This is a genomic window from Roseomonas sp. SRI_022 (assembly GCF_057586215.1).
In genome coordinates, this window is record NZ_JBYCZL010000009.1 from 114,130 (window position 1) to 137,647 (window position 23,518).

A 23,518-nucleotide genomic window follows, 5' to 3' on the forward strand; every position below is an offset into this window, starting at 1 on the left:
CGAGGGCATGAACGTCCAGGGCCCGCCGGCGGTAACCGCACCGTCGGCAACGATCAGCCGGGAACGCTTCGACGTGGCGGGCCCGCGCTGGCGCGCCATGCTGGGGCCCTGGCTGGTTCACTTGGTCCTGTGGCCGCCGCTCCTCATCAGCGTGGTGCATGTCATCGGTTTCACAGGCTACACGACGTGGATCTCCTTCACGGCCTCGACCCTGCTGCCGGACAATGAATGGGCGGGGCTGCGCAACTACAGCTCGGTCCTGGCATCGCGGAACTGGGCGATCGCCACCGACAACCTGTTCATCTTCGGGGCGGGTTTCGTCGCACTGACCACGGCGATCGGCCTGCTGCTGGCGATCCTCATCGACCAGCGCATCCGGGCCGAGAACCTGTTCCGGACCATCTTTCTCTATCCGATGGCCGTGTCCTTCGTCGTCACCGGCACCGTCTGGGCCTGGCTGCTCAATCCTTCCATCGGCATCCAGCGTCTGGTGCGCAATCTCGGCTGGGAGAATTTCCGCTTCGATTGGCTCGTGGATCGCGACATGGCGATCTACACCATTGTCATCGCCGGCGCCTGGCAGGCCTCCGGCTTCGCCATGGCGCTGTTCCTCGCCGGCATCCGGTCGGTGGATGCCGATCTCTACAAGGCCGCGCAGATCGATGGCGCGGGTCCCTGGCGGATCTACCGGCGCGTGGTCCTGCCTGCGATCTGGCCGATCTTCATCGCCGTGATGGTCATTCTGCTGCAGTACACCATCAAGACCTTCGATCTGGTGCGCGCACTCACGGGCGGTGGGCCGGGGATATCGACCCAACTGCCCACCCTGGTCGTCTACGACCTGATGTTCCAGCGCGGCCTGCTCGGGCGAGGCTCGGCTGCGGCGGTGCTGATGCTGCTATACCTGCTGGCCGTGCTGCTGCCCTACTTCGCTTTCATCCAATGGCGCAAGCGGAGGGCCTCCCGCGATGGCTGAACTCGCCCGCCGCCCACTGCCGCTCGGTCGCTGGGTGATCTACGCCGTGCTGCTTGCCTTCTGCGTCTTCTACCTCGTGCCCCTCGTGGTGGTCGTGTTGAATTCCGTGCGGACGGCGCAGGATATCGGTGCGACCTCCGTTGTCGGATGGCCACGGGACCTGGCGCTCGGCAATTTCGAACAAGCCTGGGGCCGCTACTGCATCGCCAGGCGCTGCGAGGGCATCTCGCCCTATATGTGGAATTCGGTCCTGATGGTGGTGCCAGCCACGGTCCTCTCGACACTGCTCGGCGCGCTGAACGGATACTCGATCGCGCTGTGGCGCTTCCGCGGTGACAATTGGGTCTTCGGCATCATCACCCTTGGCGTCTTCCTGCCGGAACAGATGAAGCTGGTGCCGTGGACGCTGGTGCTGCGGGACCTCGGGCTCAGCAACACGCTTTCTGCTCTGGTGCTAATCCATGTCGTACAGGGGATCAGCTTCACCACACTGTTCTGTCGCAACTACTACGTCGCCATCCCGCCGGAACTGCTGAAGGCGGCGAAGATCGACGGCGCCGGCTTCTTCCGCATCTTCTGGCGCATCGTGCTGCCGCTGTCGCCGCCGATCCTGATCGTCACGGTGATCTGGCAGTTCACGCATATCTGGAATGAATTTCTTTACGGCGTGACGTTCACGACCGGCGCGCAGCAGCCGGTAACGGCGGCGCTGATCGCGCTCTCGGTGTCTGTGTCCGAGGCGCCGCAATACGGCGTGCAGAGTGCCGCGGTGCTGATCGCCGCGCTGCCGACGCTGCTCGTCTATCTCTTCGGGGGAAAATACTTCCTGCGTGGCCTCACGGCCGGCGCGGTGAAATAGGGGGCATTCATGTCGGCACTCCGCATCGCAGGCGTCCGCAAGCGTTTCGGCGCGCAGGAGGTGCTGAAGGGCATCGACCTCGAGGTGGACAGCGGGGAGTTCCTCGTGCTGGTCGGCCCCTCGGGCTGCGGCAAATCGACGCTGCTCAACATCATCGCCGGGCTGGAAGCGCCGGGCGAGGGCACCATCGAGATCGGCGGGCGCCTGGTGAACGATGTCGCGCCGAAGGACCGAGACATCGCCATGGTGTTCCAGTCTTACGCGCTCTACCCCACCATGACAGTGCGGCAGAACATCACCTTCGGGATGGAATGCCGCAACGTTCCGCGACGCGCGCAGGACGAGGCAGTGGAACGCGTTTCCCGCCTGCTTCAGATCGATCAACTGTTGGACCGCCGGCCGGCACAGCTCTCGGGCGGGCAGCGGCAGCGCGTTGCGATGGGTCGCGCCCTGGTGCGAGATCCGACGCTGTTCCTGTTCGACGAGCCGCTCTCCAATCTCGACGCCAAGCTGCGGGTCGAGATGCGGCTGGAGATCAAGCAACTGCACCGACGCATCGCCGCAACCATCGTCTATGTCACGCACGATCAGATCGAGGCGATGACCATGGCCACGCGCATCGCCGTCATGCATCAGGGCGAGGTCCAGCAATTCGCCGACCCGGAGACGATCTACAGCCGCCCAGCTAACCTCTTCGTCGCCCGTTTCATGGGCGCGCCACCAATGAACACCGTGGCAGCCCGGTTGGTCGGCGCGGGGGACGGACTCGCTGCCGTGATCGGCGCGGGCCGGCCCGACGCGATTCAGCTGCCCATTCCTCGTGAGGCCAATGCACAGGCGGGTGCCTTCAAGGATCGCGAGATTGTGCTGGGCATCCGCCCGGAATGCATCGCCGAGGTCGACCGTCGCTTCGGTGCGGATGAACGTGGTTCGATTGCCGTCGAGGCCCCGGTCGAGATGACCGAGCCAACCGGCGCGGAGACCATCGTTCTCATGCGTCTCGGTGGCGAGCAACTGCTCGGCCGGGTCTCGCCGGATGTGCGGCTTCCGGTTGGCGGCAACGCCCGTTTCGCGGTGGATGCGCGGAAGCTCTGCCTGTTCGACCCTGCGACGGAGCGACTGATCGCATGATCGGCTTCACGCGCTACGCGAGCCTTGAAGGACGAACAGTCATCATCACGGGCGGCGGCAGCGGTATCGGGGAAGCCTTCGTCCGCGCCTTCGCCGCCACTGGCGCGCGTGTCGCCTTCCTCGACATCGATGCGATGGCGAGCGAAGCGCTGGTGGAGACCATCGCGCGTGACCATGGCGCGGCTCCGCTGTTCCTGCGCTGCGACCTGACCGATACCGCCGCGTTGCGAGCGGCCTTTGCCGAGGCGCGCAGCGCGCTCGGTCCCGCTGCGGTTCTGGTGAACAACGCGGCGAACGACCAACGCCAACGCTTCGACGACGTCACGCCGGACCAGTTTGACTGGTCCATGGCCGTCAATTTCCGGCATGTCTTCTTCGCCGCCCAGGCGGTGGTGCCGCAGATGCGCGAGCTTGGCCACGGTTCGATCATCAACATGTCCTCCGTCGCCTGGATGAACGGGGCGGCAGAACTGCCGGCCTACAGCGCCGCGAAGGCAGCGATCGTCGGCTTCACCAACTCACTGGCGCGCCAGCTTGGGCCGGACCGGATCCGCGTCAACGCTATCGCGCCGGCCATGGTGATCACGGAACGGCAGCGCCAGCTCTGGTACCAGGATGAGAGCAAGATTGCCGCGGGCCTCGCGCGGCAATGCCTGCCGGATCCGATCACACCGGCGGACATTGCGCGGCTCGGCCTGTTCCTTGCCGCCGACGACAGCGCCATGGTGACCAAGCAATGCTTCATCGTCAGCGGAGGCTCGCGCTGAGGCAGCGCTGCCCCTGGATGGCACGACCTCGATGGCTACCCGGTGAGGACGGGACCCCGGAGATCCTCTGCACGTTGAATGCGCGACCGGCTGGCGTATCGCCGGGTGCTCGGCTTCACCCCATCTGGCCGGTCGCCGCACTTCGATGTGGCGGGCCAAAGTGGTCAGGGAGTATCGAATAGGCTGCCTGGTGGCTGGGGTCACGGCATGCGTTTCGACGGTGTGCAGGCAGGGCGGCGTGGGTGTGCAGGCGATGGGCACCGGCCATGGATGCTGCTGCCCCTGTTCATCCTCCTATGGTTCGTCATTGCTCCCGCCGCCGTCGCGCAGGAACGCCGCGTGGCGCTGGTGGTCGGCGTCGGCGGCTACCGCAACGTGCCCGCCCTGACCAACCCGCCCAATGATGCGCGTGACATCGCTGCTGCCCTCGGGCGTCTCGGCTTCGAGACGGAGACGCTGATCGATCCCGACCGTCTGGCGCTGGAAGCCGGCGCGCGGCGCCTCGGCCAACGCGCCCGCGGCGCCGATGCCGCGCTGTTCTTCTATGCCGGTCATGCGCTGGAGGCCGGCGGGCGGAACTGGCTGGTTCCGGCCCCTGCCGACATCCGCAGCGACCGCGACCTGCGCTTTGAGACGCTGGACCTCGATGGCGTGCTCGAGCAACTGGAGGGCGCGGCGCGGCTGTCGATCCTTATTCTCGACGCCTGTCGCGACAACCCCTTCCGCCGGCGACTGCAGACCACGTCACGCACTGTCGGCACGGCACCTGGGCTCGGCCAGGTGAATCCGGCGGTGGGCACGCTTCTCGCTTTTGCCACCGCGCCGGGCACCGTGGCGGATGACGGCCGGGGCCGGAACAGCCCCTTCACCACGGCGCTGCTGCGCCGGATCGAGACGCCGGGCATCGAGGTCCGGCAACTCATGGCCGAGGTCCGGCGAGAGGTGAGGGAGGCGACGCAGGGCCGCCAGGTACCCTGGGAGAATTCGGCCCTGGAAGGCAGCTTCTACTTCCGCGCCGCGCCGCCGCCCCCAACGCCGGTCGTGGCGGCCGTCCCGCCCGCCGCCGCAGCGGCGCCGGCCGCCGAGACGGTCTTCTGGGAAAGCATGCGCGCCAGCCGCAGCGCGGCCGATTTCCGCGCCTATCTCGCGCGGTTCCCGGATGGGGTCTTCGCCTCCCTGGCGCGCAATCGGCTGGAGGAACTGGAAGGGCGACGCCCCTCGCCTGCGACGCGCCAGCCCGACCCCAACGTGGTCCTGGATCCGGCGACCCCGGAAGGGCGGGAGGCATTGCTGCAACGTGCGCTCGCCTTGGTGCAGCCCGTCTCCCAGGGGCGGCTCGATACACAGGTGCAGAGCCTGCGCGGCTACCGGGACAGCCAGCAGCATCGTGCCTTCGCCATTGCGCCGGGCCGGCAGAACACCTTCCGCGTGGCGAGCGCGCCCTCCGCCGCCATCGCCGAGGAACTGGTGCTGGAACGCTGCCAGCTGCGCAACGGCGAGCCCTGCATCCTGTTCGCGTTGAACGACACGATACGCGCGCCCCCACCCGGTGCCGAATGGCCGCGGCGGGAGATGGAGCGGCTGCGCTACGAAGGCGCTTACCGCCCCGACCGGATACCTGCCCTCACGCCGGAGCGCCGGCGGGAAGCCGACATCGCGGCCTATGGCCGCGCACGCGAGCCGAAGGCCATGGCGATACACCCGCTCGGCCGGGTCTTCATCGTGACGGGTGCACGCAACCCCTTCGCAGCGGAAACGGAGGCGCTGCGCCAATGCAACGAGGATCCGGTGCGCGCCGGGTCGGGCGGCCCCTGCTTCCTCTACGCCGCCGGCAACAGGGTGGTGCTTACCGGGCGCCATGCCGAACCGCTGGCCCCGGATCCGGCCCCACCAGCCGGGCCATCGGTCCAGCAGGCGACGGCCTCGGTTCCTGCTCCGGCCCCGGCGCCGACACCTCCCCCGGCCCCGACCCCGGCGGCGCAAACAGCCCCGCTCGCGCCAGCGCAGCCCGACCCGCGCGCCGCACTGCATGCGGAGATGCTGGCAGCGGTGCCCTTCCTGTCCCGGCCACTGGCCGAGACCGGGTTGCGGGACTACCTCGCCGATCGCACTAACCGCGCCTTCGCCATCGCACCCTCCTCCGGCGGCTACTGGCGCGTCGGCGGGCTGGGTTCCGCCGCCTTGGCGGAGGAGCGTGCGCTCGAGGCCTGCCAGATCCGCTACGGCGTTGCCTGCATCCTTTTCGCAGTCAATGATGAGATCCGCCGGCCCGCACCCGGCGCCGAATGGCCCCGGCGCGATATGCCGCGCGTCGCCGGGTCCGAGACCTTCGACGTCCAGCGCATCCCCGTCCTCTCCGCCACGACGCGCGCCCATCCGCTCGCCACGGGCTACGCCGCCGCGCCCGAGCCGAAGGCCCTGGCAATCCACCCCTGGGGGCGTTTCTTCGTCTCAACCGGCGCCTCCAGCCAAGAGGTCGCTGAAGCCGCCGCGCTGGCAGCCTGCAACGGCGATGCCGACCGCAATGGCCGGGACGGGCCGTGCCTGCTCTACGCCGTGGGCAACCGCGTGGTGCTGGCGGCCCGGCGGACGCAGGCGACGCCCACTCCGGTCGCGGCTACGCCGTCGACGGCGGAAGGCCGAGCGGCATTGGCAACGGCGATGGTCGCATCGATACCGTTCCTGCCGCGCGCGGCTGCGGAAACCGCGATCGCGACCTACCTCTCGGACCGCCCGCATCGCGGTCTTGCCGTGGCCCCCGAGCGTACGTCCTACTGGCGGGCCACCGGCATGCCGACAGTGGCCGCAGCCGAGCAGCAGGCGCTGGAAGGCTGCCAGTTGCGCTACGGTGTCCCCTGCCTGTTGTTCGCTGTGGATGACGAAATCCGCCGGCCCGCGCCCGGCGCGGACTGGGCGCGGCGTGACATGCCGCGCCTCGGGGAAACCGACGCCACCTACGATCCGGAGCGCATCCCCTTGGTGCCAGAGACGCGACGCCGTCAGCCGCATATCGCGAACTACAGCACCGCGCCCGAGCCCAAGGCGATCGCGTTGCACCCCTGGGGGCGCATCTTCGTGGTGACCGGCGCGGCGAGCCAGGAGGCCGCCGAGTCCGCCGCGCTTTCGGCCTGCAACAACGACGGCGACCGTGCCGGCGCGGACGGCCCCTGCTTCCTCTACGCTTCCGGCAACCGCGTGGTGCTGGCGGAACGACGCGGGACGGCGCGTGCGGTCACCGCAGCCGCGCCGGTCGCTGCCGCAGCTGCGCCTGTGGACCCCATCCGGCGCATCGCCGCGGCCGCGGCGCTGGTCGATCCGGTGCTGCGGGATCGAATCCCGGCCTTCTACACGCCCGCACCACGCGAGCACCACGCGCTTGCGCTGCATCTGCCGTCGCGCCGTTATTTCCGCTGGTCCAGCGCGCCGAGCGCCGAGGTCGCTGAGCAACTGGCACTGGAAGGCTGCCAGCAGGCCTATGGCTCGCCCTGCATCCTGCTTGCCGTGGGCACTGAGTTGCGGGCGCCGGACCCGGCCGCCGCCCCCGCGCGCGACATGCCGCGTCTGCGATATGCGGGGCCCTACAGCGCCGGCCAGGTGCCCTTCCAGCTTCCCAACCTGCCACGTGACGTGGAGCGCTATGCTGGACTGCCCGAACCCAAAGCCATGGCGATCCATGTCAATGGCCGCGTCCGCGTGGTCAGCGGGGCAGCAAGCCAAACGGTGGCGGATGCCCAGGCACTCACGGCCTGCAATGAGCCAAACCCGCCCATTCCCTGCGTCCTCTATGCGCGGGGGAACCGCGTCGTGTTGGGCCAGCGGCTGACGGAAGCCCCGGCGCCATGAGCCGTGCCGCCGCGCTGGCCTTGCTTGCCGCGATCAGCCTGCCGCACCTTCCCACCGTGAACGCGCAGGGCGTGGCGGCTGAGACCGCCGCGACGCTCGCGACCGCCGCGCCGGCCCCTGCCTTCCGTGGCGTGCTGCCGCCGCGTGCGGATCTTTCCGCCGGCCTTCCGCCGGTGCGCGACCAAGGTTGGACTGATAGCTGCGTGTCTTGGGCGACAGCCTACTATGCCGCATCCTTCGCACTGCGCGCCCGGCGCGGTTCGAGTGACAGGCCTGTCGCGCTCAGCCCTGGCTTCACCTATGGGCTCGTCGCGGGCGATCCGAACTGCCGCACTGGCACTCGTATCTCCGCGACGCTGGAACTCCTGCGCACCATGGGCACGCTGCCGATCGAGGAATTCTCCTTCGATGGCGGTTGGTGCGGCCGCCACCCGACCGAGGCCGAACGCGCTCGCGCCGCATCATTCCGCATCAGCGGATGGGGCGTGGTCAGCGGTCGGGAGATCACGGCCGTGAAGGGCCAGATCGCGGCGGGAAGGCCAGTCATCTTCAACATGCAGGTCGGTGACGCGCTGCGTCGCCATCGCGGAGCCGGCACCTTCACCGTCGTCGAGACCGGCCCCCGAACCACCGGCCACGCCATGCTGGCGGTCGGCTATGACGACGAACGTCAGGCCTTCCGCATCGTCAATTCCTGGGGTGCGGCCTGGGGTGAGGGCGGCTTCGCCTGGATGGCCTATGCCGTGTGGGAAGCGCAGGTGGGACCGGCCTTCGTCATCGAGTGACGCGCAGTGCGGCCTCCAGCCGCGAGATCGCGTCCGTGGCGCGCTGGCGGACCGCCGGCTCATCCCCCGGCGCCGCCGCCGCGGCACGGTAGTGACGCAGAGCCGCAGCGCGGTCCTGCGCGACGCCATCACCGGTCTCATACGCCTCGCCGAGATAGAGATGCGCCCAGGGATGATCGACGAAGGCCGCGCGCTGCCAAAGCGCGACCGCAGCGGCGCGGTCGCGAGGCAAGCCACCACGGCCGTCCCACATCATCCGCCCGAGATTGGCGACGGCGAAGCGGTTGCGCAGCGCCGCGCTGCGCTGCAGCCAGGACACCGCCGCCGTATCGTCGCGCGGCGTACCGATGCCGTCGCGCAGCATCACGGCATAGACGTTCATCCCTGCTGCGTCGCCGCTCTCAGCCGCGATGCGTGCGAGCGACAGGGCGCGCGGCAGGTCCCGCGCCACACCCGCGCCCTGGCGCAGGGCGATCGCCAGTTCCCAGCGCGCCTGATCGTTGCCGCGGGATGCGGCGAGTTCGAACAGCCGCACGGCCAGCGCATCGTCGCGCCGCGGCCCGCCCGCGTAGCGATAGGCGCGCCCGAGCGCGACGAGGTCGCCCGTCCAGCCATTGCGTGCGCGCACGCAATTGCGCCGCTGCGGGCCGTCCGGAATGGTCGTGCAATCCGGCACAACTGCCCGCGCTTCGGCATCGAACAGCACTTCGGCATCGTGGAGGAACTGCAGGAGGTCGGCGGTCGCCTGTGCCTTCACGCGGGCATCGCCGCCGACGGTGTAGCCGCGCTCGAGGCAGGTCTCGAGCAGGAACGCTCGCTCGCGTCCCACGGCGACAGGGCGCAGGGTCATGCGATCGAGCAGGCGCCGCCCGGCATCAAGCACATATCGCCCAGAGCAGGCCCTGGCGGTCTCGTCGTCACTCGCCTGGCTGATACCGCCGGTGCCCTCATAGGCGTGATAGACGCCCGGATAAACAGCGATCCGAACCGCTGCATTGCCCGCGGCGCGCATGCGCTGCGCATAGTCGAGGCAGGGCATCACCGGGGTGCCGTTGTCCAGCTCCGCCAGCATGAAAAAGATCGGCGCGCCCGTGGTCCGCGCATCGCGCGCCGGGATGTTGCAGCCGCCCGTCGCGATGGCGACATGGGCGGCGAAGCGAATATCCGTCGCGCGGAGCGGCCCCCGAAATTGTTCCAATGCCACGTGCAGCGCTGCGGCGCCGCCGCGGGACATGCCGAGCACGATGATGCGGGCCGGGTCGATCCAGGGCTGCGCCGCCAGCCAGCGGAAGCCGGCCACCGCATCAGCATCCGACTGCAATTGCCGCACGCGCGTCTGGTCGTCGCCGGTGCGTCGCACGCCGCGCGGCGTGAAGCTGTCGACGACCAGCGCGGCCATGCCGGCGTTAGCGAGAACGCGGGCGTAGTACGGCTCTGTGTGGGGTTGCACGCCGCCGCTCGAATTGATGATGACGGCGGCGGGGGCGCGCCCCTCGGCGGCGCGCGGGCGATAGAGGTCGGCGGTGACGCGATCCTCGCGCAGCACGCCCGCCAGCGGCCAGCGACTGACCAGCGGAATATCGGGCGAGAGAACCCATGCGTCGTCGGCGGCAGCGCTTCGCGGCGCGATCATGGTGCAGAGCAGGACCAGAAGGGCGGCGGCGCAGCGGTGCATGGCACACTCGGGGGCTGGCAGCGCGGCCGGGCGCTGCAAGACGCCGAGCCTAACCGATCCACGCGTCACCATGCGAGCCAACCGAACGGGCTGCAGCACCGCCCGGGCTGTGACGCCGGCGGCGTGGCGCAGTCATCTTGCCCATGATCGCGAACCCGCTTCTACTTGCCAGCGCCCCCCGGGGTGAGTGGCTGTCGATGAAGCGGCCACAGGGAGAAACGATACCATGACGGGATCTACTCTCGGACGGCGTGGCATGCTGGCAGCCGCGGCTCTGCTGCCGGCAATTCGGGCGCAGGCGCAGCCAGCCTGGCCCAGCGGGCCGGTGCGCTTCATCTTCCCCTACACCCCGGGATCCGCCGTCGATGTGGTGGCCCGGCTGATCGCGCAGGATCTCGCCGATCGGCTCGGCCAGCCCTTCATCGTGGACAACCGTACCGGCGGCAACGGCAACATCGGCACCGAGGCGGCGGCCCGGTCCCGCGCCGATGGCAGCACATTCCTGGTGGGATCGCCGGGCAACATGGCGATCGGTCCGGCGATGACGCGGAACCTGCCCTACGATGTCGTGCGCGACTTCCTGCCCGTGGTGCACATGGTCACCTTCCCGCAGGTGCTGGTCGTCTCGCCGGCACTGCCGGTGCGGAACCTGGCCGAGTTGGTGGCCTATTCGAAGGCCCATCCGGGGCAGTTGAACTACGCCTCCTCCGGCGTTGGCGCGACCAACCATCTGGCGATGGAGATGCTGCGCGCCGCGACCGGACTGAACGCCACCCATGTCCCGTACCGAGGCGGTCTGGTCACGGTGCAGGCCATCCTGTCGAACGACGTGCAGCTGTGCATCGAAGGCATCCTGACGTTGCCGTCCTTCCTGGCCGAGGGAAAGCTGCGCGCCATCGCGGTGACAGGGGCCGAACGCTCCTCGCTGATGCCGGATGTGCCCACGGTGGCCGAGACGGTGCCAGGCTTCGATGCCGGGGCGTGGGTCATGCTGTTCGCGCCGGCGGGTACGCCGAGGGCGACCGTCGAAAGACTGGCCGCAGAGGCACGGATTTCCCTCGCCAAGCCGGCGATCCGCGCAAGGCTGACGGAGCTCGGCGCGACCGTCACGGGCACGACGCCGGAGGAAGCGGCGGCGATCCACCAGCGGGAACTGGCGAAGTGGCGCCAGGCGGTCGAGGCTTCCGGCGCCGCGGCGGGCTGAGTGGCTTTCCCTCGCCTTTTCAGCCCGCTGCGGCTGGCGGGCCGCAAGCTGCGCAACCGCATAGGCTACGGCGCGATGACCACGCGCATGCCGCGCGATGGCGCGGTGACCGAGGCGCTGATCGCGCACCTGTCCGCGCGAGCTGCGGGTGGTGCTGGGGTAATCGTGACTGAGGCGCTGGCGGCCTGCCGTTCGGCAGCGGTGCCGGCGCGCGTGGCGGCCTTCGACGAGGCGCAAATGCCGGGGCTGTCGCGCTTGGCGGAGGCGGTGGAAAGTCGTGGGGCGGCCCTGGTCGGCCAGCTTTGGCACGCCGGCAACGCCCATCGTGACGTGCGATCGCTGACGGCCGTCGGGCCTTCCGCGGTGGTGGACGCCGCGTCCTGGACCGTGCCGCGCGCACTGACCTCGGCAGAAGTGGAAGGGCTGGTCGAGGAGTATGCCGACAGCGCCTTCCGGTTGCAGCGCGCGGGTTTCTCGGGGGTGGAGATCTCGGCCGCGCACGGCTTTCTCCCGCTGCAGTTCCTGTCCCCCATCACCAACCTGCGGGAGGACCGCTGGGGTGGCGACGCCGCCGGGCGCAGCGCCTTCACCCGCGCCATCCTTTCGGCCGTGCGGGCACGCTGCGGGGCGGACTTCATTGTCGGGCTGAAGATGCCGGCGGATGACGGCATAACCGGTTCGATCGGAACCGCCGAGGCGGCACGCCTGGTCGAGAGGATCGTCGCGGACACGCCGCCGGACTGGCTCTGCTTCAGCCAGGGCAGTCATGGGCCGAGCCTGTGGATGCACGCGCCCGACATGCATGAGGCGCCGATGCCCTTCCGCGCCACCTGGACGACGTTGCGGCAGGCGGCGGGCGCGGTGCCGGTCGCGGCGATCGGGCGGATCGCCTCGCCGGACATGGCGGAGGCGCTGCTGGCGTCGGGCGATGCGGACATGGTGATGCTGGCGCGGCCGCTTCTGGCGGATCCGCAATGGCCGGCCAAGGCGGCTGCCGACGACACCGACGCCATTCGTCCTTGCATCTACTGCAATGCCTGCTGGAACGAGATCGACCGGGCTGCGACCGTGGCGTGCAGCGTGAACCCGCGCGCCGGCACGCCGGCCGACGCCGAGCCGCCACCCGCGCCGACCAACAAGCCGCGCCGCGTCGTGGTCGTGGGCGCCGGTGTCGCCGGCATGCAGGCGGCAGCGGTCGCAGCGGAGCGCGGCCACCAGGTGACGCTGCTGAGCAACCGGGAGACCGTCGGCGGTGCGGCGCGGCTGCATGCGAGCCTGCCGGGCTGTGGCGACATCGGGCGCTTCCTGACGTATCTCGATCGTCGCGTGGCGGCGGCAGGCGTGACGCGGCGGGTGCAACGCCGTGCCGATGATGTCATGGCCCTGGCACCCGATGTGGCGGTGCTGGCGACGGGTGCGGCGATGATACCGCCGCGCGAGGCGATGGCTGGCGGGCAGGACCTGCGTAGCGCCGCCCGCGCATTGCTGGATGACGCGCGGCCGCGCGGTGGCCTCGCGGTGCTGTTCGATCATGATCACACGGCGGCCACCTATGCGGCAGCCGAACTCCTGCTGGAGCGCTTCGACAGGCTCATCCTGCTGACGCCGCGTGACGCGATCGCGCGCGACGTGCCCGCAATCTATGCACAGGGCGTGCATCGACGCCTGGCCGCTGTGGGCGGGCGATTTGAACTCCTGATCCATCGCGAACCCGTGGCGATGGATGGCACGGCATTGCGCATACGTCATACCCTGACGCGGGCGGAGACGGTGCTGTCGGACGTTTCTCTCTTCACCTACGCCACGCCGCGCCGACCGCGCGAGGTCCTGGAGGCCGCCCTGGTCGAACGTGGCATTGCGACGCTGCGGGTGGGGGATGCCGTGGCGCCTCGGCTGATGCTTTCCGCGGTGCGGGACGGCCAGCGCGTCGGGGAATTGCTCTGAGCAGATGTTCAGGCGCCGACTGTGCACCGCAGCATTCTCGATTGCTTATCGTGCAGCGCAGCAAGCCATTCGGCACCAAGCCCAGCCGCCGTGATGCTACCCTCGGCACGCCCCGATTGGGGCCAACACAGGGAGCGAGCGATGCAGGAGGAAGCCGTCTATCGAAGGACCGACCTGGTCGGCAGTTCCAGGCAGTCCGTCAGCGATGCCATCGAAACCGCGATTTCCCGCGCGGCCAAGACCCTGCGCCACATTGAATGGTTCGAGGTCAGCGAAATCCGCGGCCGCGTGCAGGACGGAAAGGTCGCTCAGTACCAGGTCAGCATCAAGGTCGGCTTCCGCGTTGAGGAGTGACGCCACGCTGGCGCCTGGAAGGCACGGTCGATGAAAGGGACGTCCCGCGAACCGTCGCGGGACGCGACGCAAAGCAGCGGTCAACGCTGGGAACATTACCAGCATGCGCGCTGCGCGGCCCAGTGCTTAGCAATCTATCTATTCGCCACCTATCAAGTGGGATTAGCATCCCGCCATGCCCGACGGGTCGAGCCTCGCCCAGGTCAGATGGGAACTCGGCGTCGCGATCGCCCAGATCGCGCGACGCTGGCGGGCAACGCTCGATCAGCGCATCGCGCCATTCGGCCTGACTGAGGCCCGTTGGCTTGTCCTGCTTAACCTCGCGCGGCGTGGCGATGGCATCACGCAGAAGGCGCTTGCCGGGCGGCTGCGGATCGAGGCGCCGACCCTGGTCCGCACGCTCGACTGGCTCGAGCAGCAGGGTTTCGTCGAGCGACGCGCCATCGCGCATGATCGCCGCGCCAAGACCATCCACCTTACGGACACCGCCCGGCCGGTCGTGCTCCGGATCGAGGCGGAGGCCGCCGCCGTGCGGGCCGAGATCCTCGCGGGCATACCGGAGGAGGAACTCGCTCTCTGCCTGACGGTACTGCGGCGTGTGGCCGCTGGTCTGGCGGCGATGGAGGAGGGACCGGGCGATGGACATCGGCCCGGGTAGCGCGCAGACCACCGCGTCGCATGCCGCCCCGGCAGGACGCCGGAGTGCGCGCCGCCGGCTGCGCATCGCTGCCGCGGTGACGGCACTTCTGGCTGTTGCAGCCGCCGCGGGCGGTTGGATCCATCGTCAGGTCACGACGGTCTTCGTCGATGATGCGCGCATCGCCGCGGACATGGTCACGCTGGCGAGCCGTCTGCCCGGATGGGTGACCGAGATCCGCGTCATTGCCGGCGACACCGCCACAGCTGAAGCGGTCCTGCTGCGCATCGACAGTCGCGAGGCGGAACTCACGCTGCGCGAGATCGAGGCGCGGATCGCTGGCCTCACCGCCCGGCGCGCGGAACTTGATGCGCGGTTGTCCATGGTGGATCGGCAGACCGGCAGCCAGGAGGATGCGCAGCGCGCCCGGCTGGAGGCGGCGCGGGCGCAATTGCCCGCCGCCCAGGCGGAACGCCATTTCGCCGAGGGCGAGTTCGCGCGGGCGGTGCAATTGATGGGCACCGGCAGCGGCACCCGCCAGCGCCATGAACAGACTCGCGCGCAACTGGAGACAGCCACGCAGCGCGTCCTCGCCGTCGCCGCCGAGATTCGCAATGTCGAGGCGCAGCTTGCCAATGCCGGTGCGGCGCGGGAAGAACTGACGGTGCTTCGGCGGCAGCTTGACGCGATAGATCCCCTGCAGCGCGAGCTTGCCGCGCAACGCGAGCGCATCCGCCTCGAGATCCGCGACCGCACCATCCTGATGCCCTTCGATGGTGTGGTGGACCGCGTCTTCGTCGATGCGGGAGAATACGTGACGCCGGGCCAGCGGCTGATGCTGGTGCATGATCCGGCCCGCGTCCGCGTCGAGGCCAATGTCAAGGAGACGGACATTCGCTACTTCCGGGCGGGCACGCCGGTGCGGTTGCGCGTCGATGCCTATCCGGGCCGTAGCTTCCACGGTCAGGTGGAGCGTGTCGGCGCCGCCGCCACCAGTGAATTCGCCTTGCTGCCGAGTCCGAACCCATCCGGCAACTTCACCAAGATCACCCAGCGCCTGCCCATTCGCATCGCCTTGCAGTCCGGCGCCGCAGACGGTGTGCTACGGCCCGGCATGATGGTGGAGGTCGAGGCGCAGGCACGTGAGTGACGCGACGCTCGGACCGGCTGATCGCAGCGGCTGGGCCGGACCGGGCATCGCGGAGCTGCAGGCCCGCTGGGGGGCGTCCTATCGGCTGCTGGTGACCTTCGCGGCGATGATCGGGACCATCGCCACCATCCTGTCCGCCACCATCGTGAATGTTGCGCTGCCGCAGGTGATGGGTGCCTTCGGCATCGGTCAGGACCATGCGCAGCTGATCTCGACGGCGTTCCTCGCTGCGGTGACGGCGACCATGTTGCTGAATGGCTGGCTGGTGGACAGCTTCGGCTGCCGCCTGACCTATTCGGCGGCCATCGTGATGTTCGTGCTCGGCTCTGTCGTCGCGGGCTCCGCGCCGAATGAAGGCGTGCTGATCGTCGGCCGGGTGTTGCAGGGCGCTGCGGCGGGCATGGTCCAGCCGCTCGGCATGCAGATCATCTTCCAGGTCTTCCCAGCGGAACGCCGCGGCACCGCCATGGGCCTTTATGCCGTCGGGGTCGTGCTCGCGCCGGCGCTGGGGCCGACCGTGGGTGGCGTGATCGTCGACAGCTTCGGCTGGCGCGCGATGTTCTTCATGGGCGTGCCCTTCGCATTGCTCGGCCTGATGCTGGGACTGGTGTTCCTTCCTGGGCCGACGCCCGGTGCGGGCCCCCGGCGGCGCTTTGATGGGCCGGGTTTTGCCTTGCTGGTGACAGCACTGCTTGCATTGCTGACGGGGCTCGCGAGCGGCCAGCGGGAAGGCTGGGGATCGAATCGCGTCACGCTGGAACTGTGCATAGCGGCCGTGGCGGGGGTCGCTTTCGTGCTGTGGGAATTGCGCACCGATGCGCCCATGCTGAATCCGCGCCTGTTCGCCGTGCGTGGCTTCGCCTGCGCAGCAGCAGTGGGTCTTGTCTACGGCGCAGCGCTGTTCGGTTCGACCTATCTGGTGCCGCTCTTCGTCCAGACCATCCAGGGCTATACGGCGACGCGGGCAGGGTTGCTGCTGATGCCGGCGGGCCTTGCGATGGTGGTCGTTTTTCCGATCGCGGGGCGGCTGGCCGATCGCTTGCCACCTTATGCACCGATCGGGGCCGGGCTGCTGCTGTTCGGCTTCTCGACCGCGCTGATGACGGGCGTAGGAACAGACACGCCGTTCTGGACCTTTGCGCTGTGGATCCTGATCGGGCGCGTTGGCTTCGGCCTCGCCATGCCGAGCATGAATGCGGGGGCGCTGCGCGCGCTGCCGCCGCGCTGGGTGGGGCAGGGGTCGGGGGCGGTGAACTTCGCGCGGCAGTTCGGCGGTGCGCTCGGCGTGAACCTTCTGTCGATCCATCTCGAGCGAACGACCCAGTTCTACGCCCAGGCGATGAATGCGACGCAGGAAGGCCGGCCCGCCACGCGCGAAGTGCTGCGTGAGTTGGAGCGCCTGCTTGCTCAGGATGGCATCGCCGAAGGAACGCGACAGGCCGCGGCGCAGGATTACCTCGCGCAGATGCTGCTGTCGCAGGCCAGCATGCTCGCTTTCCGCGACACCTTCCTGCTGGTCGCGCTGGGGTGCCTGGTGGCGCTGGTGCCGGTGGCGATCATGCGCCGCAAGCCTGCGGGGTGATGTATCGACGCGACTGCGCTATGCCATGCCCATGACCCGCCCCGATCCCTTGCCATCGCTTCAGCGGGCCGCCGCGGCGCTCGCCGCCGCCGGCCAGCCCGAGACCTTCTTCAGCGCGCTGCAGCACGCGATGGCGGAGGCGATAGGCCATCGCCTGTTCACCGTGATGCGCCATGATCCGGTTGCTGGCCGGAACCGCCGCGCGTTTACGAGCGACACTGCCGCCTATCCGGCTTCGGGTTTCAAGCCGGTGAACTGGGACCATCCCTGGACGCGCCGCGTGCTGGTGGAGGGGCAGCCCTGGATCGGGCGCGACGCCGGCGACATCGCCTGGGCCTATCCGGATCATGAGAAGATTGCTGCGATGGGCCTCGCCAGCGCGATGAACCTGCCGGTACGGTGGAACGGCCGCACCCTCGGCACGGTGAACATGCTGCACGGAGCAGGGCATTTCACCGAGACCGACGCCGCGAGCGGAGCCTTGTTCGCCGCCTTGGCCGTGCCGGCGCTGCTCGCCGTGGATGGGGAGTGAACCGATGACGTCACTGACCGGAACTCTGCCTCGTCGCAGCTTGCTGCTGGCAGCGCCCGCGCTGATCGCGGCTTCACCGCTCGCGGCTCAGGCGCCATTCACCCGGCCGATCCGCCTGATCATCCCCTGGGCGCCGGGCGGCACGACGGACATTCTCGGCCGCATCGTGGCCGAGCCGCTTGGCCAGGCGCTCGGCCAGCCGGTACTGGTGGAGAACCGCTCGGGCGCCAGCGGCAACGTCGGCTCCGATGTCGTGGCCAAGGCGGCGCCTGATGGGCAGACGCTGCTGTTTGGATCGATGTCCACGCATGCGATGAACCACGCGCTGATGCGCGGCATGCCCTTCGATGGCGTGGCGGACTTCACGCCGCTCGCGATGCTTGGTTTCGCGGTGAACACCATGGTCGTGCACCCGTCCGTGCCGGCGCAGACATTGCCCGAGTTCATCGCCTATGCCCGCGCGAATCCCGAGAAGATAGCTTTTGCCTCGGCGGGGCCGGGCTCGACCAACCATCTGTCCGCTGCGCTGCTGGAGAGCATGACCGGCATCAGGATGGTGCATGTGCCCTATCGCGGCGGCCAGCCGGCGGTGACCGATACGGTGGCCGGGCAGACGCAACTGCTGTTCAGTGCCGCCACGCAGACCATGCCGCATGTCGAGGGCGGGCGACTGCGTCTGCTCGCGGTGACCGAGGGTACGCGTTGGTCCCGCCAACCGGCGGTGCCGACCGTTGCCGAAGCCGTTCCGGGTTACGAGGTGGCCGTCTGGTACGGTGCCTTCGGGCCGAAGGGTATGGACCCTGCACTCCAGCAGCGGCTGAACGCGGAGTTGAACCGCATCATGGCGCTGCCGGCCATCAAGGAACGGCTGGGTGGCATGGGTGTGGAATGGGCGCCGGAATCGACCGATGCCTTCGCTCGGCGGCTGCGCTCGGACGCCGAAAAGTGGGGCGCGCTGATCCGCCGCCTCGGCATCGAGGCGTCCTGACCGCGGCTTGCCGCCCAGGCGGCCGCGTTCCATCCTCCGCGCCGACGAAACGGGGGAAGTACCGATGGATGCGCCGCTCAAGATCGAGATCGAGGAGGGCATCGCCCTTCTCACCATGAACCGCGCCGAGACGCGCAACCCGCTCGACCCGGAGATGCAGGACGCGCTGCTCGATACGCTGTCCGAGCTCGACGCCGGGCAGGAAGTGCGCGTCGCCATTCTGACCGGCGCTGGCACCGCCTTCTGCGCGGGTGGCAATGTCCGACGTATGGGCGAGGCCGCGAGCGGCCCCAAGGAACGCACGCCTGCCCAGGCCCGTGGCTACTACCGTTGGGGCATCCAGCGCATTCCCCGCCTGCTCGAGACCCTGGAATTGCCGGTGATCGCGGCGGTGAACGGCCCGGCGATGGGCGCGGGATGTGACCTCGCCTGCATGTGCGACCTGCGCATCGCTTCCGAGAGCGCGCGCTTCGCCGAAAGCTTCGTGAAGCTCGGCATCATCCCTGGCGATGGCGGCGCCTGGCTGTTGCCGCGCATCGTCGGCTTCGCCAAGGCGTCCGAAATGGCGTTGACGGGTGATTCGCTGACAGCACAGGAAGCACTGGAAGCAGGTCTCGTGTCCCGCGTGGTGCCCGATGCCGAGTTGATCCCGGCCGCCAAGGCGCTCGCGGCACGCATCGCCGCGAACCCGCCGCAGGCGGTGCGCATGGCGCGGCGGCTGCTGCGCGAGGCATGGAACAACAAGCTCGACACCGTCCTGGAGATGTCGTCGGCCATGCAGGCGGTCGCGCACACCACGGCCGACCACAAGGAGGCGCTGGCGGCGATGCGCGAGAAGCGCAAGCCGACCTATACGGGCAGCTGAGATGGCCTTCGCGCCGGGGCTGCTGGCTGGGGGGCGAGCGCTGATCACCGGCGGCGGCACGGGGCTGGGGCGGAGCATCGGTCGTCGCTTCCTGGAACTTGGCGCGTCGCTTGCGATCTGCGGGCGGCGCGGTGCGGTACTGGATGCGGCAGCCGAGGCTTTCCGGGCCGAGGTGCGGGGTGCGGATGTCACGATGCATGTCTGCGACATTCGTGATCCTGCGGCGGTCGAGGCGATGCTCGACGATGTCTGGCGCCACGGCGCGCCCGACATTCTGGTGAACAACGCCGCGGCGAATTTCCTGGCGCAGACGCATCGCCTGTCGGCGCGCGCGGTCGATGCGGTGCTGGGTACCACGCTGCATGGCGCGGCCTATTGCACCATCGGCTGCGGGCGACGCTGGATCGAGGCCGGGCAGCCAGGCGTGGTGCTGTCGATCCTGACGTTGTCGGCCCTGCAGGGCGGGGCTTTCACAGCGCCCTCGGCCATGGCCAAGGCCGGGTTGCTGGCGATGACGCAGAGCCTCGCGGTCGAATGGGGTCCGCACGGGATCCGCCTGGTCGCGATCGCGCCAGGCACCTTCCCGACCGAGGCCGCCGTCGCGCGGCTGCGGCCCGGCGGCGTCGAGCATGCCGGCGTACCCCTGCGCCGCGCCGGCAAGCATGAGGAACTGACGGACCTCGCCGCCTTCCTCGTTTCGGATCATGCCGGTTACATCACCGGCGAATGCGTGGTGGCCGATGGCGGGCGACGCTTGCTTGGCGGCGCGCGGGCCGGCGCGCAGGAGATGCTGGACTGGACCGACGAGCAATGGGCGCAGCAGCGCGCCCGCACGCCGTCACGCTGAAGGTCAGCGCGGCCTGAAGCGCGGACCCAGCGCCCCGGCCTCGCGCAGTGTCTCGCGCTCCGCCTCGGCCAGGCCGAGCATACCTCCGAGCACCTCGCCTTCATGCTGGTTCAGGAAGGGGCTCGGGGCGAAGTCGGGGGGCGGTGCGCCTTCAATGCGCAGCGGCGTGGCGGGCAGCACCACGCGACCGACCTCGGGATGATCCACCCAGCGCAGCATGCCGCGTTCATGCATGCCCGGGTCTTCCAGCACTTCTTCGAGCGTGCGCACCGGCGCCGCCGGAACGCCATGCTTGCGCGTCAGCGCTTCGAGCTCCGCGCGCGTATGGGCGGAGGTCCAGGTGGTGACCATGTCGTCCACCTCAGCCATGTGCTTCACGCGGTCAGGGTTGCTGCGGAAGCGCTCGTCGCCAATCAGCGCATCCTGCCCCATCGCGCGCAGCAGCCGGTCCCAGTGTTCCTCGGTCACGACGATGATGGCGATCCAGCCATCAGAGGCCGGATAGACATTGTAGGGCGCCATGGCGAGGCCGGCATGGCTGTTACCCGTCCGCGGCGGCAGGCCGTCGGTCTTGCCGCCGAAATGCATGCCGATGGCCGAAGCGAGCGTGGAATAGGCTGCATCCTGCATCGCCACTTCCACGTATCCGCCCTTGCCGCTGCGCTCCCGCGCGAACAGCGCCGTCATCACCGCGCCGTAGAGATGCGTGCCGCCGAGGAAGTCGCAAACCGTCGGCCCGGCCTTGGTCGGCGGGCCATCGGGGAAGCCCGTGGTATGCATGATGCCAACCGCGGCCTGCACCGTCAGGTCCATCGCCAGCCGGTTGCGATCCGGCCCCGTCTGGCCGTAGCCGGACCCGCAAGCGTAGACCAGCCGCGGGTTGCGCTTGCGCAGCACCTCCTGTCCCAGGCCGAGCCGGTCCATCGCCCCCGGGGAGAAATTCTCGATCACCACGTCGGCCCGATCGACCAGCCGCAGGAAAACCTCCTGCCCCTGCGGGTTCTTGAGGTCGAGCGACAGGCCGAGCTTGTTCGAATTCAGCATCGCCTGGGGCACCGAGCCCCCGGCGACCATGGCGCGCCGACGCAGCGGCTCGCCCTGTGGCGGTTCGATCTTGATGACGGTCGCCCCCGCCATCGCCATCAGGAACCCGCAATAGGGCGCCTGATAGATATGCCCGAGGTCGAGGACCAGCAGCCCTTCGAGTGGCCGTTGCACCTCCTCCACGGTCAGACCTTCGAACCCAGGGTGCGGCGGCCGATGGCGCTGCGATGCACCTCCGACGGGCCTTCATAGACGCGCATCACGCGCACCTGCTGGTGCATCAGTTGCAGCGGCAGTTCCTTCGTCATGCCCATGGCACCAAAGGTCTGCATGGCATTGTCGAGCACCGACTGCGCCATCTCCGTCGCGTGCACCTTCAGGATGGAAGCTTCCATCCGCACATCAGCGCCGGCATCGAGCTTGGCGGCGAGGTCGTTCACCATCAGCCGGCAGGCATGCATTTCCATTACCGCCTCGGCGGCGAACCACTGGATCGCCTGGCGGTCCGCGAGGCGGACGCCCCAGGTCACGCGGTTCTGCGCGTACTCCGACATCATCTCGAGAGCGCGGCGCGCCATGCCGATGCAGCGCGCGCCCATCTGCATGCGCCGCACGTTCAGCCGCAGCTGCATGGGCGCATAGCCGCGGCCGAGTTCGCCGAGCACATTCTCATGCGGGACGCGGCAATCCTCGAAGACGAGCTCGTAGGTGGTGCGACCGCCGATCATTGGGATGGCGCGCTCGATGATGAAGCCGGGCGTGCCCTTCTCGACGATGAAGGCAGTGATGCCTTCCTGGCGCTTTCCATCACCGGTGCGCGCCATCAGGATGATGAAGTCAGCGCGTGGGACGTTGGACACCCAGATCTTGCGGCCGTTGATCACCCAGTCGTCGCCGTCGCGCACGGCGCGCGTCGTCATCCCCGCCGGGTCGCCGCCGGCGCCGGGCTCGCTGATCGCCATGGCGGAGCGCTGCTCTCCGCGCGCATATGGATCGAGATATTTCACCCGCTGCATCGGGCTCGCGACCGAGAGCATCATGTGCAGGTTCGGGCTGTCCGGCGGGATGGTGAAGGGGATGCAGGCGCGCGCCATCTCCTCCTCCGCCGCGGCGAGCGAGATCAGCGGCAGGTTGGCGCCACCGAATTCCTCCGGCACGTCGAGACCCCACAGGCCGAGTTCCCGGCAGCGTGCGAGAAGGCTGGCCTCTTCCTCCGCCGAGAGCTTGAAACCGCCGCCCTCGGCTTCCCGCTTCAGCACGGCGGGTTCCAGCGGCATCAGGTCGCGTTCCACGAATTTCGCGACCAGATCCCGCAGCATCCGGGTCTCCTCGCTGGCGGCGTAGGGCTGGTTGTGGTCCATGGTGCGACGGTCCTCCGATGGTCCGGAACGGACCACCGGGCGCACCCTTCGTCAAGCGGCGGAACGTCTCAGCGCAGGTATCGCCAACGGAAACGGTCGCCCTGCGCCTCCACCCGGCCGACCGATGGGTCGGGAAAGTGAATCGGCAGGATTTTCGCATCCGTATCGGCCACTTGGCCGAAGAAGCGGCGGCGGCTCGCTTCGGCCTCGGCCGGGTCCCAGCAGAACACCGTGGACCAGTCCGGCTGGTGCACCTGCAGGGCGTGATGCATCAGGTCCCCGGTCACGACTGCGTGCTGGCCGCCGCTGCGGATATGCACACAGCAATGGCAGGGTGAATGGCCGGGAGTCGGCTGGATCGTGATCCTGTCGTCGAGTTGGAAATCGTCATCCACCAGCAGGGCCTGGCCGGCAGCCACGACGGGTTCGCAGTTGAAGCGGAAGACGTCGCCGCCGCCGCCCGGGCGTTCTTCCGCGGCCTTGGTGCTTGCTTCCCAAGCCGCGTATTCGCGCTTGTGGAAGACGTATTTCGCATTGGGGAAGGTCGGCACCCACCGGCCATCGCGCAGCACGGTGTTCCAGCCCGAATGGTCGATGTGCAGATGGGTGCAGAAGACGTAATCAATATCCGCGAAGGACAGGCCCTCGGCCTTCAACCCGTCGAGCCAGGGTTGCTTCGGGAAATCCATCGGCGCTGGGTAGCCTTTGTCATCGCCGGTGCAGGTATCGACCAGGATGGTGTGGCGCGGCGTGCGGACCACATAGGTCTGGTAGGTGATGACCATCTTGCCGGAGGCCGCGTCATAGGTCTCGGGCTCGACCTCCTTCAGCCGCGCGGCAAGCAGATCCGGCGCCGCCGCGGCCTTGGGGAACATCGCCTCGGGCGCGCGCCAGGGGCCGTCGCGCTCGACGATGCTGGTGATGGTGACGTCGCCGATTGTCAGCTTTCGCATGTCGTGTCCCAGTCAGTCAGT

Annotated in this window: 20 protein-coding genes; 16 read left to right on the forward strand and 4 right to left on the reverse strand. The window is 69.0% G+C overall.

The genetic code is table 11. The annotated features are described in order from the left end of the window. Nucleotides 1-7: 7 nt before the first annotated feature. From AC2YHJ_RS11265 to AC2YHJ_RS11290, 6 genes are all read left to right on the forward strand, one after another. Nucleotides 8-976 (forward strand): carbohydrate ABC transporter permease, encoded by a 969-nt coding sequence (locus AC2YHJ_RS11265; protein WP_487396078.1) that lies wholly within the window; start codon nucleotides 8-10, stop codon nucleotides 974-976. Then, entirely contained in the window at nucleotides 969-1,835 is an 867-nt protein-coding gene (locus tag AC2YHJ_RS11270) for a carbohydrate ABC transporter permease (RefSeq protein WP_487396080.1), read from the forward strand. The genes AC2YHJ_RS11265 and AC2YHJ_RS11270 overlap by 8 nt, the downstream gene beginning before the upstream one ends. Nucleotides 1,836-1,844: 9 nt before the next feature. Then, nucleotides 1,845-2,966, forward strand: coding sequence for an ABC transporter ATP-binding protein (locus AC2YHJ_RS11275; protein ID WP_487396082.1), 1,122 nt, complete (start codon nucleotides 1,845-1,847; stop codon nucleotides 2,964-2,966). Continuing rightward, nucleotides 2,963-3,733: an SDR family NAD(P)-dependent oxidoreductase gene (locus AC2YHJ_RS11280; RefSeq protein ID WP_487396084.1), complete on the forward strand. Its 771-nt coding sequence runs from the start codon at nucleotides 2,963-2,965 to the stop codon at nucleotides 3,731-3,733. Before AC2YHJ_RS11275 ends, AC2YHJ_RS11280 begins: the two co-directional genes overlap by 4 nt. A 270-nt stretch (nucleotides 3,734-4,003) precedes the next feature. After that, entirely contained in the window at nucleotides 4,004-7,576 is a 3,573-nt protein-coding gene (locus AC2YHJ_RS11285) for a caspase family protein (RefSeq protein WP_487396086.1), read from the forward strand. Next, nucleotides 7,573-8,361, forward strand: coding sequence for a C1 family peptidase (locus AC2YHJ_RS11290; protein ID WP_487396087.1), 789 nt, complete (start codon nucleotides 7,573-7,575; stop codon nucleotides 8,359-8,361). Before AC2YHJ_RS11285 ends, AC2YHJ_RS11290 begins: the two co-directional genes overlap by 4 nt. On the opposite strand, the gene AC2YHJ_RS11295 is transcribed toward AC2YHJ_RS11290, so the two are convergent. Next, nucleotides 8,351-10,036 (reverse strand): dienelactone hydrolase family protein, encoded by a 1,686-nt coding sequence (locus tag AC2YHJ_RS11295; protein WP_487396088.1) that lies wholly within the window; start codon nucleotides 10,034-10,036, stop codon nucleotides 8,351-8,353. The two genes, AC2YHJ_RS11290 and AC2YHJ_RS11295, sit on opposite strands and share 11 nt — an antisense overlap. A 226-nt stretch (nucleotides 10,037-10,262) precedes the next feature. Here AC2YHJ_RS11295 and AC2YHJ_RS11300 point away from each other — a divergent pair, with 226 nt between their 5' ends. The 10 genes from AC2YHJ_RS11300 to AC2YHJ_RS11345 all read left to right on the forward strand — a co-directional run bounded on the left by AC2YHJ_RS11300 (nucleotide 10,263) and on the right by AC2YHJ_RS11345 (nucleotide 20,139). Continuing rightward, the gene (locus tag AC2YHJ_RS11300) at nucleotides 10,263-11,240 is read left to right on the forward strand and encodes a Bug family tripartite tricarboxylate transporter substrate binding protein (RefSeq protein ID WP_487396089.1); all 978 of its coding nucleotides are present in this window, start codon (nucleotides 10,263-10,265) and stop codon (nucleotides 11,238-11,240) included. Then, a complete protein-coding gene (locus AC2YHJ_RS11305) occupies nucleotides 11,241-13,184 on the forward strand; it encodes an oxidoreductase (RefSeq protein WP_487396090.1) in 1,944 nt (647 codons plus the stop codon). A 141-nt stretch (nucleotides 13,185-13,325) separates the two neighbouring features. Then, entirely contained in the window at nucleotides 13,326-13,538 is a 213-nt protein-coding gene (locus AC2YHJ_RS11310; RefSeq protein ID WP_487396091.1) for a dodecin, read from the forward strand. A gap of 175 nt (nucleotides 13,539-13,713) precedes the next feature. Further along, nucleotides 13,714-14,196 carry a MarR family transcriptional regulator gene (locus tag AC2YHJ_RS11315; RefSeq protein ID WP_487396092.1) on the forward strand — a complete coding sequence of 161 codons (483 nt, stop codon included), beginning with the start codon at nucleotides 13,714-13,716 and terminating at the stop codon, nucleotides 14,194-14,196. Further along, nucleotides 14,177-15,325 carry an HlyD family secretion protein gene (locus AC2YHJ_RS11320; RefSeq protein ID WP_487396093.1) on the forward strand — a complete coding sequence of 383 codons (1,149 nt, stop codon included), beginning with the start codon at nucleotides 14,177-14,179 and terminating at the stop codon, nucleotides 15,323-15,325. Before AC2YHJ_RS11315 ends, AC2YHJ_RS11320 begins: the two co-directional genes overlap by 20 nt. Then, nucleotides 15,318-16,907 carry a DHA2 family efflux MFS transporter permease subunit gene (locus AC2YHJ_RS11325; RefSeq protein ID WP_487396094.1) on the forward strand — a complete coding sequence of 530 codons (1,590 nt, stop codon included), beginning with the start codon at nucleotides 15,318-15,320 and terminating at the stop codon, nucleotides 16,905-16,907. Before AC2YHJ_RS11320 ends, AC2YHJ_RS11325 begins: the two co-directional genes overlap by 8 nt. Nucleotides 16,908-16,932: 25 nt before the next feature. After that, a complete protein-coding gene (locus AC2YHJ_RS11330) occupies nucleotides 16,933-17,439 on the forward strand; it encodes a GAF domain-containing protein (RefSeq protein WP_487396095.1) in 507 nt (168 codons plus the stop codon). 4 nt (nucleotides 17,440-17,443) lie between these two features. Further along, a complete protein-coding gene (locus AC2YHJ_RS11335) occupies nucleotides 17,444-18,427 on the forward strand; it encodes a Bug family tripartite tricarboxylate transporter substrate binding protein (protein WP_487396096.1) in 984 nt (327 codons plus the stop codon). Nucleotides 18,428-18,491: 64 nt separating this feature from the next. Beyond that, entirely contained in the window at nucleotides 18,492-19,292 is an 801-nt protein-coding gene (locus tag AC2YHJ_RS11340; RefSeq protein ID WP_487396097.1) for a crotonase/enoyl-CoA hydratase family protein, read from the forward strand. 1 nt (nucleotide 19,293) lies between these two features. Further along, nucleotides 19,294-20,139, forward strand: coding sequence for an SDR family oxidoreductase (locus tag AC2YHJ_RS11345; protein ID WP_487396099.1), 846 nt, complete (start codon nucleotides 19,294-19,296; stop codon nucleotides 20,137-20,139). 3 nt (nucleotides 20,140-20,142) lie between these two features. Here the strand turns inward: AC2YHJ_RS11345 and AC2YHJ_RS11350 are convergent, their stop codons facing one another. From AC2YHJ_RS11350 to AC2YHJ_RS11360, 3 genes are all read right to left on the reverse strand, one after another. Beyond that, nucleotides 20,143-21,357, reverse strand: a complete 1,215-nt coding sequence (locus tag AC2YHJ_RS11350) for a CaiB/BaiF CoA transferase family protein (RefSeq protein ID WP_487396101.1) — start codon at nucleotides 21,355-21,357, stop codon at nucleotides 20,143-20,145. 11 nt (nucleotides 21,358-21,368) lie between these two features. Beyond that, nucleotides 21,369-22,544 carry an acyl-CoA dehydrogenase family protein gene (locus AC2YHJ_RS11355; protein ID WP_487396103.1) on the reverse strand — a complete coding sequence of 392 codons (1,176 nt, stop codon included), beginning with the start codon at nucleotides 22,542-22,544 and terminating at the stop codon, nucleotides 21,369-21,371. Between the two features lie 68 nt (nucleotides 22,545-22,612). After that, nucleotides 22,613-23,497, reverse strand: a complete 885-nt coding sequence (locus AC2YHJ_RS11360; RefSeq protein WP_487396104.1) for an MBL fold metallo-hydrolase — start codon at nucleotides 23,495-23,497, stop codon at nucleotides 22,613-22,615. Nucleotides 23,498-23,518: the final 21 nt, after the last annotated feature.

Coding starts and splice junctions, on each gene's coding strand:
- AC2YHJ_RS11270 (WP_487396080.1), top strand. CDS start 969: ATGGCTGAACTCGCCCGCCGCCCACTGCCGCTCGGTCGCTGGGTGATC.
- AC2YHJ_RS11360 (WP_487396104.1), bottom strand. CDS start 23,497: ATGCGAAAGCTGACAATCGGCGACGTCACCATCACCAGCATCGTCGAG.
- AC2YHJ_RS11330 (WP_487396095.1), top strand. CDS start 16,933: ATGCCCATGACCCGCCCCGATCCCTTGCCATCGCTTCAGCGGGCCGCC.
- AC2YHJ_RS11265 (WP_487396078.1), top strand. CDS start 8: ATGAACGTCCAGGGCCCGCCGGCGGTAACCGCACCGTCGGCAACGATC.
- AC2YHJ_RS11280 (WP_487396084.1), top strand. CDS start 2,963: ATGATCGGCTTCACGCGCTACGCGAGCCTTGAAGGACGAACAGTCATC.
- AC2YHJ_RS11320 (WP_487396093.1), top strand. CDS start 14,177: ATGGACATCGGCCCGGGTAGCGCGCAGACCACCGCGTCGCATGCCGCC.
- AC2YHJ_RS11315 (WP_487396092.1), top strand. CDS start 13,714: ATGCCCGACGGGTCGAGCCTCGCCCAGGTCAGATGGGAACTCGGCGTC.
- AC2YHJ_RS11285 (WP_487396086.1), top strand. CDS start 4,004: ATGCTGCTGCCCCTGTTCATCCTCCTATGGTTCGTCATTGCTCCCGCC.
- AC2YHJ_RS11335 (WP_487396096.1), top strand. CDS start 17,444: ATGACGTCACTGACCGGAACTCTGCCTCGTCGCAGCTTGCTGCTGGCA.
- AC2YHJ_RS11290 (WP_487396087.1), top strand. CDS start 7,573: ATGAGCCGTGCCGCCGCGCTGGCCTTGCTTGCCGCGATCAGCCTGCCG.
- AC2YHJ_RS11345 (WP_487396099.1), top strand. CDS start 19,294: ATGGCCTTCGCGCCGGGGCTGCTGGCTGGGGGGCGAGCGCTGATCACC.
- AC2YHJ_RS11310 (WP_487396091.1), top strand. CDS start 13,326: ATGCAGGAGGAAGCCGTCTATCGAAGGACCGACCTGGTCGGCAGTTCC.
- AC2YHJ_RS11355 (WP_487396103.1), bottom strand. CDS start 22,544: ATGGACCACAACCAGCCCTACGCCGCCAGCGAGGAGACCCGGATGCTG.
- AC2YHJ_RS11275 (WP_487396082.1), top strand. CDS start 1,845: ATGTCGGCACTCCGCATCGCAGGCGTCCGCAAGCGTTTCGGCGCGCAG.
- AC2YHJ_RS11340 (WP_487396097.1), top strand. CDS start 18,492: ATGGATGCGCCGCTCAAGATCGAGATCGAGGAGGGCATCGCCCTTCTC.
- AC2YHJ_RS11295 (WP_487396088.1), bottom strand. CDS start 10,036: ATGCACCGCTGCGCCGCCGCCCTTCTGGTCCTGCTCTGCACCATGATC.
- AC2YHJ_RS11300 (WP_487396089.1), top strand. CDS start 10,263: ATGACGGGATCTACTCTCGGACGGCGTGGCATGCTGGCAGCCGCGGCT.